Here is a 14,249-nt window from a genome sequence, read left to right on the forward strand (position 1 = left end):
CAGCCCGGCCGCGCGTGCCGCCACCCCCCAGCCCGACCGGCACTTGAGGTCACCCCTCGGCCCAGCCGGTACACAACCAGCCCGGCCGGCGTTTGAGGCCACCCCCAGCCCGTCCGGCGCCTGAGGACAAAAGGGTGGGCGGGTGGGAACAGCCCGTCCGGCGTTTGAGGACAAAGCCCGGCCGGCGCCTGAGGCCACCTCACCCCCCAACCCCTAAAGCCGCAACCTCCGCGTCACTGAACACCCGCGACCGAATCAAGAACCGCTTCCCGGTAGGCGCCTCCACCGAAAACCCACCCCCACGCCCCGCCACAACATCCACCGTCAGATGCGTATGACGCCAATACGCATACTGCGCAACGGAGATGTAAAACGGCTGCCCCGCCACCCACCCCAACAAGACATCCGCATCCGAAACCAGAAACTCCCCCCGCGGATAACACATAGGCGACGACCCATCACAGCACCCACCGGACTGGTGGAACAGCAACGGCCCGTGCTCCGCCACCAACTCCCCCACCAGCACCGCCGCAGCCTCGGTGATCGCCACCTTCTCCACCGACCCAGACAACCCCCGCGCCCCAGACGACCCCGGCGGCCCTGACGACCCCGACGACCCCGACGGCCCCGACGACATCAGAAGAACCCAAGCTTCTTAGCCGAGTAACTCACCAGCAGATTCTTGGTGTTCTGATAATGCCCAAGCATCATCTTGTGATTCTCCCGCCCCATCCCGGAGGCCTTGTACCCACCGAACGCCGCATGCGCCGGATAGGCGTGATAGCAGTTCGTCCAGACCCGCCCGGCCTTGATCTCCCGCCCGAACCGATACGCCCGCGTGGCATCACGCGTCCAAACCCCGGCCCCGAGCCCGTACAGCGTGTCGTTGGCAATCCGCAGCGCCTCGGCGTCATCGCGAAACGTGGTCACCGAGACGACCGGCCCGAAGATCTCCTCCTGGAAGATCCGCATGTCGTTGGTGCCCTTGAAGATCGTCGGCTCGACGTAGTAGCCGTCCTCCAGCCCCTCGACCACCTTGCGCGCCCCGCCGGTCAGCACCTCCGCCCCCTCCTGCCGACCGATGTCGAGGTACGAAAGGATCTTCTCCAACTGATCGTTGGAAGCCTGCGCCCCGACCATCGTCGCGGGGTCGAGCGGATTGCCCTGCACGATCGCCCGCGTACGCGCCAACGCCCGTTCCATGAACCGGTCGTAGATCGACTCGTGGATGAGCGCACGCGACGGACACGTACAGACCTCGCCCTGGTTGAGGGCGAACATCACGAACCCCTCGACGGCCTTGTCGAAGAAATCGTCGTCCTCGGCGGCCACGTCGGCGAAGAAGATGTTCGGGCTCTTGCCGCCCAGCTCCACCGTCACCGGAATGATGTTCGCGGAGGCGTACTGAAGGATCAGCCGACCCGTGGTCGTCTCCCCCGTGAACGCGACCTTGGCGACCCGGCTACTGCTCGCGAGCGGCTTGCCGGCCTCGAAACCGAAGCCGTTGATGACGTTGAGCACCCCCGGCGGGAGCAGATCCCCGATCAACTCGATGAGCACCAGAATGCTCACCGGCGTCTGCTCGGCGGGCTTGAGTACGACACAGTTGCCCGCCGCGAGCGCGGGCGCGAGCTTCCACGTCGCCATCAGCAACGGAAAGTTCCACGGAATGATCTGCGCGACCACGCCCAACGGCTCTTGGAAGTGGTATGCCACCGTGTCCTCGTCCACCTGCGAGATGGACCCCTCCTGGGCCCGGATCACGCCGGCGAAGTAGCGGAAGTGGTCGACGGCGAGCGGCAGATCGGCGGCCAGGGTCTCGCGGACCGGCTTGCCGTTCTCCCACGTCTCGGTGACCGCGAGGCGCTCCAGGTTCTGTTCGATCCGGTCGGCGATCCGCAACAGGATCAGTGACCGCTCGGTGGTACTGGTCCGGCCCCACGCGTCGGCCGCGGCGTGCGCCGCGTCGAGGGCGAGTTCGACGTCCTCGGCGGTGGATCGGGCCACCTCACAGAACGGCTGCCCCGTCACCGGGGAGATGTCGTCGAAGTACCGACCCTGCACCGGCGGCACCCACTTGCCGCCGATGTAATTGTCGTATCGGGGTTCGAAGTTGACGATGCTGTCCGGTTGGCCGGGCTGACTGTAGACCATGTGAGCCTCCGCTTCCCTTGCCGCGCAACGGGCGTGACGGACCATCGGCGCCGCCACACGACACGGGAATCCGTGCGTCGAGGCGCTCCAGGCCGACGCTAGTCCCTCGTCTCCGGCTGGTCACGCGTTCCGGTCAAAACGCCCCCGACGGCCCTCCCGCGCAGCCCTCGTCCGCCACCGCCACCCGGGAGCCGTTTGCCGACGACCCGTCAGTTGCCGTGCAGAGCCCGCCGATTACTCGATGATCCTTTCCATTCCCATATAGATGTCACGTGTGACATGTGCAATTGTACTCGTCGTCGTGTTCTCAACTCGGGCCGCCGACCGTGGCCCGCCCGTGCCCGAAGGGCCGTCAATGAGCACTCACGCACGCCGTAAGAAGTGGTTTGCCACAAGCGTCCCCCTCTTGGCACTGGCCGTCGGTGTGCTGCCGATCGCAGCCCCACCGGCGGCCTCCGCCACTGTGCTCGCCGCCTCGAACTCGATAGCCGTACCGGCGAGTCCGGCCACGCCCGCGAGCTCGGCCACGCCGAACGACGACGTCGACCGCCTCGCCGCCCCCGTCGCACACGGCCCCGACCGCGGCCCCGGCCCTCTCGACGGCGGCAACCTCCGCTTCACCGGCGCCGGCCCCTCGCCGGCCGACCTGCCGGCGCAACTCCCGGGGCGGCAGGACCGCGTGGCCGCACCGGTCCCCGGCTGTACCCTCGCCGAATTCGCCGCGCTCTCCCCGCAGGGCCTCGCCGACTTCCTGACCCGCCCCGACGTCGGCCCCGACTGCCTGCGGCCCTACCTGTGGACCTACACCCCCGACCTGGGCCGGGTGTTGACGCCCGCGCACCTTCAGGCCGTCCTCGATCGCGTCACCGCGCTCGCGCCGACCTACGACGGCACCAACGCGTCGCATCTGTACGAACTCTGGTACTTCACCCACGCCGCGCTCTATCTCGACTGGGACAACCCCGCGATCGACCTGCGCGGACCGACCGTCGTCGCCGCGCTCAACCGCGCGGTGGCCGCCTTCCGCGCGTCGCCGCACGCGTTCGACGTGACCCCGTCGTCCGGGGTACTCCTGCGCGAACTACTGATCAGCACCGACGTGGATGGTGTACGCGAGCACCAACTGCCGCTCCTGACCCGCGTTTTCACCGACATGGACGGCACCACCACCGCGTGGCAGGCCCCCGGGCGCGCCGACGCGACCCTCCAGGCCCAGAACATGGCCTACCACGGCATCCACAACGGCGACGCGGGCTTCATCGCGGCCGTCCGGGCGGACCCCGGCTACCGCGCCGCGCTCAAGGCGTTCGTCGGCTACCGCCACCTGGACACCCCGGCCACGTCCGGCCTGTTGCGCAACGCCGTCTACGAGTACGGGCGACTGGGCCGAATCCCGGCGCTGACCGCCGAGACCACGGCCGGCCTGGGCACGCTGCTCACGGACACCGAGGGCTGGTACGGGCGGTTCTCCGTACCGTGGAGCAACGTGGCCCATTGGCTGGAGACGTACGGCAGTTGCCACCGCTACGCCGTCTGTCGGGCCGACGTCGAGGCCCTGGTCTTCCCGACCACGTACACCTACGACCTCGGTGACATCGAGGTGCACACGTCGCTCGACAGCGCCACCGTCGAGCAGCTCTACTATGCGTCCAAGCAGGTCAAGGAGCAGTTCTTCCGCACCGTCGGCACCGATCAGCCGCTCGCGGGCGACCCGAACCACAAGCTCACGATCCGGCTGTACGCGAGCATGGCCGATTACCACACCTACCAGACGTTCCTGTACGACCTCGACACCGACAACGGCGGCATGTACATCGAGGAAGGGGCGACCTTCTACACCTACCAGCGCGTCGTCCCGCGCGATTCCCTCCTGCAACTGGAGGAGCTGTTCCGGCACGAGTACACCCATTACCTCAACGGCCGCTACGCGGTGCCGGGCTCCTTCGGCGAAGGACCCTGGTACGCCGACAACCGCACCACCGCGTTCGACGAGGGCATGGCCGAGTACCTGGCCGGGTCGACTCGTGACCAGGGCGTGAAACTGCGCAAGTCGTTGGTCACCAAGGTGATTTCGGACGTGGCCGAGTACGGCGGCCGCCCGTCGGTACGCGACACGCTGCACTTCCGATACGACGACGACGGCTACTTCTTCCGCTACTACGCGTACGCCGGTGCGTTCTTCTCCATGCTCGGCCGTGATCACCCCGATCAACTCGCCGAGATGTACGACCACCTGCGCGCGAACGACGTCGCCGGATACGACGCGTTCCTCGACCGGGTGAGCGGTCCCACCTTCCAGGCCGAGTTCGACACCTACCTGGACCGGCAGATCGCCGGGGTGAACGACCTGAACGTGCCCACCGCGACCTACACCCCACTGCCGCAACTGAACGCCACCGGCCCGAACTACGTGCGCCAGGTCTTCACCCAGGCCACCGGCAGCCGGCCGACCTCGTGCGACGCGGTCTACGACGGCCACCCGCGCTTCACCTGCAAGGGCTCGATCACCGCGAACATCAGCTCGACCGACCCGGGCCGCATGCACACCGAAATGGCCGCCACCGTCGACTACTTCCTCCTCAGCCGAGCCGGCGCCGCGATGAACAACCTCGCCGACACCAACTGCCACTTCGGCCCACCCCAACCGTGGCCCAACAACCGCGCCGCGACCTCCACCTACACGTGCGAAGGCCCGTTGCGCCCATAACCCCCACCACCACCCCCTCGAACAACCGCCCCGCGCGCTGCCCACACCCCGCGCGCGGGGCGGTTCCGCGCTCCGGGCCAAGGTCCCCCGACCGGGGAACGTCGGGTCCCACTTCGGCGCGACGCCGAGGCGTCGCCGCCCTTGCGAGGGTGGTGACGTGACGCATACAAGCGACCGAAGCACAACCGGTACGGCAACGGGTCGAGCCACAGCGGCCTGGGGCACGCCTTCGCCGCACCCGGCTTCTACAGGGCTGCGGAAGGCAGCGCAGGCACGGTCGCCCCGGCCTTGGCGACGTGGTCGCGGTTCGGCGTGGCCCTCGGCGACGCCGTCATCACCGCGGCGGGGCGGGCCGCTCCCGGGTCACACGCGCCGAACCGTCGCCGTTGTCAGCGCAGTTCGGTGCCCCCGGCGCCATCATCGACCCAGCCCGGCGACCCCCGCCCCGGCGTCACCCCAACTCCGCGACCACCGCGTCGTTGAAGCCCGGCCACACCTCCGCCGCCCACGGCCCGAAGTCGCGGTCGGTCAGGCAGACGGCCGCCGCGCCCAAGGCGGGATCGACCCACAGGAACGTGCCCCGGGCGCCGAAGTGGCCGTATGTGGCCGGGGAGTTGCCGGCGCCGGTCCAGTGGGGTGACTTCGTGCCCTTGATCTCGAAGCCCAGGCCCCAGTCGTTGGGCCGCTGCGCGCCGTAGCCCGGCAGGACGCCGTCCAGGCCGGGGAAGACCACGCTCGTGGCCTCCCGCACCGTCTCGGGAGCGAGCAACCGCGGCGCCATCAACTCGGCCGCGAACCGGGTCAGGTCGCGTACCGTCGAGATGCCGCCCGCCGCGGGCGAACCACCCAGCGTGGTCTCGGACATGCCCAACGGCTCGAAGACTGCCTCGCGTACATAGTCCTCGAACGGGATGTCGCACGCCTTCTCGACCGCCGCCGCAAGCACCTCGAAGCCGGTGTTCGAGTAGATCCGCTTGCGTCCCGGCGCCGCGAGCACGCGGTCGTCGTCGAACGCGAGTCCCGACGTGTGCGCCTGGAGGTGGCGGATCGTCGATCCGGGCGGCCCTGCCTCGTCGTCGGGCTCGACCGCGCCCTCCTCGACGGCGGCGAGCACCGCGTAGGCGGTGAGCAGCTTGGTCACCGAGGCGAGGCGGAACGGTTCGTCGACGCGACCGTGCTCGCCGCGCATCCCCCCGTCCCGGGTGACGACGGCCGCGGCGGCCCGGTCGACGGGCCAGGTGTCGATCATGCGCAGGCTTTCCACGGAAGCCGAGCCTACGACGACGCCCCTCGTTCACCAACCGAGGGATCGGCCTCGCCGCCGAGCCGGATCAGCCGCTCCCCAGGCGCGGAATCAATCCGGCCATCAACGCGGCCAGTTCGTGTGCACACGCGACGTAATCGTCCGGTTCCCCGCCGCCCGGGTCGACGACGTCCTCCCAATCCGGTTCGAGGTCGACCGTCGCCAGGTCGAGCGCCGCGAGCCGATCGCCGAGCGGCCCGGCGCCGGCGGGCAGGTCGCGAACGAGCCGCTTGAGCGTCGCCGTACGCGCATCCCCCTGCGGATGGTGGCGGCGCAGATACTGCACGTGTTGGTACTCCTGCACGATCACCACGTCGGCCGCGTCCACGTGCGCGTGCGTCAGTTGCGTACTGCGGTGCCCGGCGGCGTCGAGCCCCAACTCCGCCATCGCGCCCCGGGTGCGCCAACTGATCGGCAGGCCCTCGACCACGAAGGTCCCGGCGGTGACGACCTCCCACTCGGGCCGCGCCACCCGTGCGAGCGCGCCCGCGATCACCGAACGCGTGGCGTTCCCGGTACAGACGAACAACAACGAGGTCATCGAGTCATCATGCCGTCCGTCATGGAAAACCCGGATTCACGATTTCTGCCCCCAGTCCTTGCCCGTCAACATGCAGCCCGCACTGCCGTCGCAGAACGGGACGTTGGCGGTCGACCCGCAGCGGCACAGCGCCGCGCGAGTCTCGTGCCGGTGCGTGCCGTCCGGCAAAGTGATCACGACGTGGCCGCGCATCACGAGCGGACCGGCCTCGACCGGATGTACCTGCGTGGGGTGTACGGGGTCCTCCGGCGGGCCGCCCGTGAGCGCGTAACGCAACGCACCGCTCGGGCAACGGTGGATCACCTCCGCGACCCGATCGGCCGGCGCGCCCGCGGGGTCGATCCACGGTCGCTTCTCGGCATGGAAGACGTCGGGCAGCCCGCGTACACACTCCAGCGAGTGCAGGCAACGACCGCCGTCGAACGTGACCGTGATGTCCTCGGTGGAATAGGCCTTGCCCGTCCCGCCGCCTGTGTCGCTACCGGTGCTCATCTGAATCAACTCGGATCGGGTGCAATGGGGTGTGGCCGCCGGTTCGGCCCCCGACGGTCCGTGGTCGGTTGCCGGCGGTCACCGTCAGTCCTTGACCGTCGTCGGCGGCGCGTCGTAGACGAGATCGAAGTACTCGGCGTGCTTGCCGATCCACGCCTTCACGAACGGGCACAGCGGCAGCACCTTGCGCTTGCCGCCCTCCCGGACCGCGTCCAGGGCCGCGCGCACGAGCGCGCCGCCGACGCCCTTGCCCTCGAAGTTCGGCAGCACCTCGGTGTGGGTGAACACGATCAGGACGTCGGTGGTCATGTATTCCGCGTAGCCCGCGAGGTCGCCCTCGATCCGGGCCTCGAAGCGGTCCTGCTCGGGTACGTCGGTGACGACGATGTCCATGTGTTCCCTCTCGGTGGGGGTCGAGCCGTGGTCGGTGGGGGTCGAGTCGTGGTCGGCGGGGGCGGCTGTCGAGGGTTCCGTACGTTCCATTCGAACTCATACCCGAGACGGTTGCTACCGGGACGATCATCATCGCGCGTCGAGGGTCACGCGGGCCACGAACCGACAGCGCGCACCCGTACCCCGCCGTTGACCTTGATCGGCAGTTGGGAGAGCATGCGCAGATCTGACGCATCGTCACATTCGCCGAGGAGGCACCACTCATGCTCGATCCCGAACCCCTCGCCGGTCAGGTCGCCGTGGTCACCGGAGGCGGCGCCGGAATCGGCGGCGGAGTCTCCCGACTGCTCGCCCGCGCGGGCGCCACCGTGGTCCTCAACGACATCGACGCGGACTACGCCGAAGGCGCCCGCGTGGACATCGAGGCGGCCGGCGGTACGGCGATCGTCGTGGTCGGCGACATCCGCGAGGTCGAGACCGTGGCGCGCCTGCGCGACGCGGCGCGGGACGCGGGCGGCGTCGACGTACTGGTCAACAACGTCGGCGACTATCGGCCGTCCACCACCTTCCTGCGCAGCAAGGAGGAGGAGTGGCAGGCGCTGCACGCGATCAACTTCGAGCATGTGTTGCGCGTCACACACGCGCTCCTGCCGGCGATGATCGAGCGCGGCTCCGGCAGCATCGTGAACGTCTCCACCGTCGAGGCCCTGCGCGGCATCCCGGGCTGCCCCGTGTACTCCGCGTACAACGCCGCCATCATTGCGTTCACCAAAAGTCTCGCGGTCGACGTCGCCCGCAAGGGAGTGCGGGTCAACGCGATCGCGCCCGACATGGCCAATACGCCGCAGACGACATACGAGGCGAAACTGCGCGATCGCGACCCGGCGCTGATCGGATCGTGGGTGCCGATGGCGCGATTCGGTGAACCCGAGGACTACGCGAAGGTTGTGCTCTTCCTGGCAAGTGACGCATCGTCGTATGTGACGGGTCATCTGATCCCGGTGGACGGCGGTACGACGGCGGCGAGCGGCTGGTACGGCAAGGCCGACGGTCGAGGGTGGACCAACCTGCCCGACGGCGCCTGAAGCGCGGTTCGTAGGGTGTCCCGTTGTTGTTCGGGTCGGGAACCGGGCAGGTGTCCCGGTTCGTCGGGACAGCAATAGGGGTAACGACGGCTCGACCGAGGACCTCGGCCGGCCGATCGAATCGGATCAACGGGACACACGTGAACGACACGGGTACGACAAGCCAAAGCGTCACCGGGGGGACGACGGACATGGCAGGACGTACGACGGTGAGGGCCTACCTCAACCTGGCCCTTCTGGTGGCCGGGCTCGAACTCCTCGCCATCGGGATCTGGTTCGTCCTGGAGGGCATCCGCGTCGACCAGTCCTCGAACATGATGGTCGTGTACGTCGTGGCCGCCGGGGTCGCCGCCTCGGCGATCTGGCTCGTCGGCTATCGGCCCGCGAGCGATGCGGCCGACCCGCGGCAACAGCAGTGCGACAACACCGAGTTGCGCGACGCCAAGGAGCGCCTGGAGCGGATGGACCCGACCCGGCTCGCCGAGCACGTCGCCGACCTGTGCGAACGCGACGGCCTGGCCGACGTCGAGACGGTACGAGTGGTCGAGGACGCGTACGCGGTGGACATCCACGCCAAGCGGGGCGACGGCAGCCGCGCGATCGTGCGGTGCCGCAGCACGGAGGGGCCGGGCCCGGTGGCGGGCGGCGTCGTGGAGGACTTCGCAGCGGCACTGTCGGCAGGCACGGACGACGCGCCGGCGTTCCTGCTCGCGAGCACCGCGGGGTGCTTCTCGGCCAAGGCCGCGGCACTCGCGAAGTCCGCCGGCATCGTGCTGCTCGACCGCAGGGCCCTCGCGCACTGGGAGTGCGACAAGGAGATCCCGGCAAGCCTGGGCGGCCTGGCGGCCTGAGGGGGCTTTGCGGCCCGACGGGCTCGGGCCGCGACCGTTGCTTGGGCGGGGCGGGGCGGCATCGCGGGTCATGAGCTTGACGGTGGGGTCCGGTGGGGTCCGGTCGGGCCCAGTCGGATCGTTCGGGCCGGTTCGGTGCGCTCCGATGCGCGCAGCCGGGCGGTCTTCGGCTCGGCTCGGGCTCGGTACCGGCTCGGTTCCGCGCGTCCGGTCAGCTACAGCAGCCGCCGCCGCAGCACCCACCGCCGCCACCGCCTCCGCCACCACCGGCGGGTGCGGCGGCCGAGCCGGTCACCGCGACGGTGGTCAGCAGCTTGGTCGTGTCGTCGTGTCCGGCCGGGCAGGTGGCCGGGTCGTTGGCGGCGGCCATCGGGCGGTTGAGCTCGAAGGTGATCCCACAGGCGCGGCAGCGATAGTCGTAGCGAGGCATGCGAATCAGGCTAGCCGCCGGGACGCCCGAAGGGCACCACCGGCGGCTGTCGTCATCGCGCCGGGGCCGGGGCCTGGGCCGGGCGCATCGGCCCGAAAGTCAGCTCTGCTTCGGGCCGTTGCTCTGGACGACCTCGAAGGACCACAACGCCGAGTCCGTCGCGGCCGGCTTGGGACGCTCGGCCCCACCCTCGCCGCCGGGTCCGCCGCCCTGACCGTGGGCGGCCTTCATGTTCCCGGCCATCCACGCCTGGAAGTCGTCCTCACTGCGCCACCTGGTGTAGACGAGGTACTGGTCGGTCCCCTCGATCGGACGCAGCAACTCGAACCACTCGAACCCGTCCTGCCCGTCCACCATCCCGGCCCGCGAGGCGAACCGCTGCTCCAGGGTCTCCCGCATCTCGGCGGGCACGGTCAGCGCATTGATCTTCACAACAGACATGCCCCCAGTCTGCCGCGTGTCACCCACCACCTCCGCATCGGCCACAGCGCGCCGGGAACGCGGCCGAGCGACGAACGCAGACGACCCGACGCGAACCGACCAAGCAGGGCATGGCCGAGCGAAGGCGCAGACAAGTCCGGGGCGCAGCGGAGTCGGACGTGCAACCGAGCCGGACGCGCAGCCGAGCGGACGCACAACCGAGCGGACGCACAACCGAGCCGGAGACGCACCCGAGCGGACGCGTAACCGAGCCGGAGGCGCAGCCGCACGGCGCCCGCGTGGCTCACCCGCTCGGCGGCCCGTCGGTCGGGGTGTTCCGCCCGTACAGGACATAGCGTCGACGTGTGCTCGTCTCCCTGCTCGCCGCGTTGGCCGCGGCCGTTTGCTACGGCGTCGCGACCGTGTTGCAGGCGCTGGGTGCGCGGGCTACCGCCGCCGGGAAGGGGCTCGATCCGCGGGTGCTCGGGCGGGCGCTCGCGCAGTGGCCGTTCGTTGTCGGGCTCGGGCTCGACCTGGCCGGCTACGCCTTCCAGTTCGTCGCGCTCCGGGGACTGCCGATCTTCGCCGTGGAGGCGGCACAGGCCGCCAACCTCGCGGTCACGGCCGTGCTCGCGGTGCCCGTGCTCGGGGCCCGGTTGCACAGCCGCGAGTGGGGCGCCGTCGCGGCCGTGTGCGCGGGGCTCGCGCTGCTCGGGATCTCGGCCGGCCACGAGGGCCCCGCGCACACCCACGCAACGTTTCGCTGGGCCCTGCTCGGGTGTGTCGCGCTGCTCGGGGCGGCCGGGTGGTGGTGCGCCCGGCTGGGCGAGCCGTGGCGGTCGCGGCTGCTGGGCCTGTTGTCCGGACTCGGGTTCGGCCTCGTCGCGCTGGCCACCCGGGTGTTGACCGACCTGTCCTTCGGCAGCCTCGTCCGCAACCCCGCCCTGTACGCGCTGCTCGTGGGCGGAGCGCTGACGTTCCTGCTGTACACGGTCGCGCTCCAGGGCGGCGCCGTCACCTCCGTCGCAGCCGCGCTCGTGGTCGGCGAGACGGTGTTGCCGGCGGGCGTGGGCATCGCGTTCCTGGGCGACCACAGCTGCCCGGGCCCATTCGGCCCCCTCGCGCTAACGGGCTTCGTACTCGCCGTCGCGGGCGCGATCGCACTCTCCCGCTTCGGCGAGGGCACACCGGACCAAGGACCAAAACAAGGACCCGGGCAAGGACCCGACCGAAGACCGAGCCCCGGCCCCGATCAAGGCCCGAATCAGGCGAAGCCGGACACCTGCTGACGGCACATCAACGCATAGCTGCCACCCCGCCCGAGCAACTCCTCGTGCGTAAGCGCGAACAGCGGCGCGAGCATCGGCAACGGGTGCACGAACGCGAGCAGTCCCACCGCGACGAAACCACGCCCCCTCGAACCGAATCGACGAGCCGAGCCGGGGAGCGCCGGAAGTCGTGCCGACGCATCCTTCTCCTGCAACGACGAGCGCCGCGATCCGGACCACCGCCCCGAGTGTGGTGGCCACTCGCGTGGGCACCAGGGTGCCGTCGAGGGCGGCGAGACGTGATCACCGCGAAGGGCACGCCGGCGGCAAGGCCGGCCGTCCGGAAGACCGCGACGTGGCTGGGCATCGGCGTGCGCATGAGCTGTGCGAGTACGTCGGCTTGGGCCGCCGGGTGGCGCCGGTAGTGTGCCGTCGCCCACGGCCCGAAGCCGAACAGCCGGGCGTCCTTGGCGCCGGCGCTCCCACCGGCTACGCCCTCCCAGTAGTCCCGCCCCGCAGTGACGAGTTCGGCTGGACCGGATCGGCGACGATCGTGCCGTATCGCCGGGCCGGGATCGCGCGTTGGGCCGGTACGCACGCGAGCGCGAACGCCGCGAGCCGCGGCGAGAACCAGGCGACCAGGCCGGCGGACGCGGACGCGAACGCGAACGAGCCGACGGACTTGGTGATCAGCCACAGTCGGGCCTCGACACCGCTGCCCAGGTTGATCGCCCCGGTATCGGACACGGGTAGGTCGGCCGCGTCGCGGGTGGCCTGCTCGTCGAGGTGGGCGGTCCCGGCCGGCCCGGACATCGACTCGCGGACGAGGTGTCGGGCGTGACCGTTGACCGCAGCGCGGCCCGCTCCCGCAGCGTCTGGACGGGTTCGGGCGCGATCAGGTCGAGCAGCAGCAGCACGCCCGCCACGATCGCGAGCGGCAGGCCCAACCCACCACCCGTCGCGGCGCGTTGGACGAGAAAGCCGACAGCTCCCGCCGTCGCCGCCGGCAGGAGCTGTACGAGCAGCATTCCGAATGTCAGAGCCGTGACGCCGAGGGCCCCGAAAGACCGCAACGGGCACAGCACAGCAAGCCGATCCCGCACCGCATCCCCCTGCGAGCAGTTGCCGACGGCCCGAAGGTTGTCGGTAACCACTCGTACGTACAAGGGAATTCGGCCGAGGGAGGTCGGCCGAGGGGTGCACCGCAGAGGCAATCAGCGCCCGATCACGGCCCGGTCACTCCTCGGGCTCGATCAGCTGGTAGTCGAGCTCGCCGATCGAGTGCGCCAGCTCCGCCGGGGTGTACACGGCGCCGTCGTAGACGAACGCGGGCTCGATCGCGGTCTCGGTCACGCCTTCGGCAGAGGTGTCGAGGACGACGACCGCCCACCCGATGACGGGGCACAGGACGGCCTCTTCACCGGCCTTGGTCACCTCGACGTCCCACCCCGGATCTGCCGGGGTAAGACTGACGACGCTGCGGCGGGTCAAGCGCATGACGGGGCTCCTCGGCTGCACGGTAACCGGCGGGCGGCGCCGGTCCGAACAAGCCTATGGTGCCGCTGTGACTGATGGGGTCACGGGGCGCGGCCCAACCGATCGACCCGCGCAACCCGGGCCCGGCGATCACCGGCGGACCCGCCGGACGGAATGCCCACCGCCGTGGTTCTGTTGACAGGCAGTAGACGGAGCACGAAGCGAAAAAACGTTTGGAGGACGCATGGCCACGGTCGCGCTGACCAAGGAGAACTTCGAGGAGATCGTCGCGGGCGACGGTCTCACCGTCGTCGATTTCTGGGCGTCTTGGTGTGGTCCGTGCCGCGCCTTCGCGCCGACCTTCGAGAAGGTGTCGGAGTCGACCCCCGACGTCGTGTTCGCGAAGGTGGACACCGAGGCCGAGGTCGACCTCGCGCAGGCATTCGACATCCAGTCCATCCCCACGCTGATGCTCGTCCGCGACGGCGTCGTGGTGTTCTCGCAGCCGGGCGCGCTGCCGGAAGCCGCCCTGGTCGACCTGATCAAGCAGGCACAGGGGCTGGACATGTCGGAGGTCAAGCAGAAGATCGCCGAAAACCAGCCGAAGGGCTGACCTCGCAGCGGCCGCGGGCGATCTTGCGGGATCCCGCAGGCAGGCGTCTACTGGAGGGAGCGAGGAGGGTCCGCAACGGATAGACGCGGAGAAGCGGTCGAAGTCGGGCCGCGCACCGCGCAATCAGGATCCGCGAGAAGTGGATGGACCCTCCTCCTTCGCAGGAAAAGCACCATGGAGCAGGCGACAGGGAAGCCCGCCGGACCTCGGTCCGGCGGGCTTCCCGGCGTCAGGGCCCGTGCTCCGGCGGGGTTCTCGGCGACGGGGGGCCGGACTCCGGCAGGCGTCACGGCGTCACCGCGTCACCACGTCACCGCGCCACCGACCCGGACTCCGGCGGGGTTCTCGAGGGCGGGGCCACGGCGTTACCGGCCCGGCAGCACAGCCCGGCGTGACCGGCCCGGCTTTACACAAGCCCGGCGTCACAAGCCCAGCACCACAAGCCCAGCGTCACCGGCCCAGCGTCACCGGCCCGGCGTCACGGCCCCGGCCGCGCCCGCTCGGGCCCCTGCCGTA

At 70.0% G+C, this 14,249-nt stretch carries 16 protein-coding genes; 5 read left to right on the plus strand and 11 right to left on the minus strand.

Annotation, left to right across the window (positions count from 1 at the left end; all coding sequences use genetic code 11):
* Positions 1 to 199: 199 nt before the first annotated feature.
* Entirely contained in the window at positions 200 to 571 is a 372-nt protein-coding gene (locus tag GT354_RS03315; protein ID WP_237534334.1) for a DUF779 domain-containing protein, read from the minus strand.
* Positions 572 to 636: 65 nt separating this feature from the next.
* The gene (adh, locus tag GT354_RS03320) at positions 637 to 2,154 is read right to left on the minus strand and encodes an aldehyde dehydrogenase (protein WP_161354641.1); all 1,518 of its coding nucleotides are present in this window, start codon (positions 2,152 to 2,154) and stop codon (positions 637 to 639) included.
* Between the two features lie 355 nt (positions 2,155 to 2,509).
* On the opposite strand from adh, the gene GT354_RS03325 reads away from it, so the two are divergent.
* Positions 2,510 to 4,861: a collagenase gene (locus GT354_RS03325; protein WP_161354642.1), complete on the plus strand. Its 2,352-nt coding sequence runs from the start codon at positions 2,510 to 2,512 to the stop codon at positions 4,859 to 4,861.
* A 451-nt stretch (positions 4,862 to 5,312) separates the two neighbouring features.
* Here GT354_RS03325 and GT354_RS03330 read toward each other — a convergent pair whose 3' ends face one another.
* From GT354_RS03330 to GT354_RS03345, 4 genes are all read right to left on the minus strand, one after another.
* On the minus strand, positions 5,313 to 6,125 hold the full coding sequence (locus GT354_RS03330; RefSeq protein ID WP_161354643.1) for a serine hydrolase domain-containing protein: 813 nt from the start codon (positions 6,123 to 6,125) through the stop codon (positions 5,313 to 5,315).
* A 67-nt stretch (positions 6,126 to 6,192) separates the two neighbouring features.
* Positions 6,193 to 6,705, minus strand: coding sequence for a hypothetical protein (locus GT354_RS03335; RefSeq protein WP_161354644.1), 513 nt, complete (start codon positions 6,703 to 6,705; stop codon positions 6,193 to 6,195).
* A gap of 36 nt (positions 6,706 to 6,741) precedes the next feature.
* Entirely contained in the window at positions 6,742 to 7,197 is a 456-nt protein-coding gene (locus GT354_RS03340; protein WP_161354645.1) for a (4Fe-4S)-binding protein, read from the minus strand.
* Positions 7,198 to 7,281: 84 nt separating this feature from the next.
* Positions 7,282 to 7,590 (minus strand): GNAT family N-acetyltransferase, encoded by a 309-nt coding sequence (locus GT354_RS03345; RefSeq protein WP_161354653.1) that lies wholly within the window; start codon positions 7,588 to 7,590, stop codon positions 7,282 to 7,284.
* A 263-nt stretch (positions 7,591 to 7,853) separates the two neighbouring features.
* On the opposite strand from GT354_RS03345, the gene GT354_RS03350 reads away from it, so the two are divergent.
* Both GT354_RS03350 and GT354_RS03355 read left to right on the plus strand, forming a co-directional pair.
* A complete protein-coding gene (locus GT354_RS03350) occupies positions 7,854 to 8,675 on the plus strand; it encodes an SDR family oxidoreductase (RefSeq protein WP_161354646.1) in 822 nt (273 codons plus the stop codon).
* Between the two features lie 191 nt (positions 8,676 to 8,866).
* Positions 8,867 to 9,526 carry a restriction endonuclease gene (locus GT354_RS03355; RefSeq protein ID WP_161354647.1) on the plus strand — a complete coding sequence of 220 codons (660 nt, stop codon included), beginning with the start codon at positions 8,867 to 8,869 and terminating at the stop codon, positions 9,524 to 9,526.
* A gap of 211 nt (positions 9,527 to 9,737) precedes the next feature.
* On the opposite strand, the gene GT354_RS03360 is transcribed toward GT354_RS03355, so the two are convergent.
* Together GT354_RS03360 and GT354_RS03365 are read right to left on the minus strand one after the other, a co-directional pair.
* Positions 9,738 to 9,956, minus strand: coding sequence for a zinc ribbon domain-containing protein (locus tag GT354_RS03360; protein WP_161354648.1), 219 nt, complete (start codon positions 9,954 to 9,956; stop codon positions 9,738 to 9,740).
* Between the two features lie 99 nt (positions 9,957 to 10,055).
* On the minus strand, positions 10,056 to 10,397 hold the full coding sequence (locus tag GT354_RS03365; RefSeq protein WP_161354649.1) for an antibiotic biosynthesis monooxygenase: 342 nt from the start codon (positions 10,395 to 10,397) through the stop codon (positions 10,056 to 10,058).
* 344 nt (positions 10,398 to 10,741) lie between these two features.
* Between GT354_RS03365 and GT354_RS03370 the strand changes: the two genes are divergently transcribed.
* On the plus strand, positions 10,742 to 11,665 hold the full coding sequence (locus tag GT354_RS03370) for a hypothetical protein (protein ID WP_346011828.1): 924 nt from the start codon (positions 10,742 to 10,744) through the stop codon (positions 11,663 to 11,665).
* Here GT354_RS03370 and GT354_RS55635 read toward each other — a convergent pair.
* The 3 genes from GT354_RS55635 to GT354_RS03380 all read right to left on the minus strand — a co-directional run bounded on the left by GT354_RS55635 (position 11,641) and on the right by GT354_RS03380 (position 13,141).
* Entirely contained in the window at positions 11,641 to 11,772 is a 132-nt protein-coding gene (locus GT354_RS55635) for a hypothetical protein (protein WP_272923747.1), read from the minus strand. The two genes, GT354_RS03370 and GT354_RS55635, sit on opposite strands and share 25 nt — an antisense overlap.
* 361 nt (positions 11,773 to 12,133) lie before the next feature.
* On the minus strand, positions 12,134 to 12,457 hold the full coding sequence (locus GT354_RS03375) for a hypothetical protein (RefSeq protein WP_161354650.1): 324 nt from the start codon (positions 12,455 to 12,457) through the stop codon (positions 12,134 to 12,136).
* A 423-nt stretch (positions 12,458 to 12,880) separates the two neighbouring features.
* A complete protein-coding gene (locus tag GT354_RS03380; RefSeq protein ID WP_161354651.1) occupies positions 12,881 to 13,141 on the minus strand; it encodes a hypothetical protein in 261 nt (86 codons plus the stop codon).
* A gap of 223 nt (positions 13,142 to 13,364) precedes the next feature.
* Here GT354_RS03380 and trxA point away from each other — a divergent pair, with 223 nt between their 5' ends.
* Complete coding sequence (gene trxA, locus GT354_RS03385) at positions 13,365 to 13,733, plus strand: thioredoxin (protein ID WP_161354652.1); 369 nt, start codon at positions 13,365 to 13,367, stop codon at positions 13,731 to 13,733.
* Positions 13,734 to 14,249: the final 516 nt, after the last annotated feature.

The organism is Streptomyces sp. SID3343 (genome assembly GCF_009865215.1).
Lineage (GTDB): Bacteria > Actinomycetota > Actinomycetes > Streptomycetales > Streptomycetaceae > Embleya.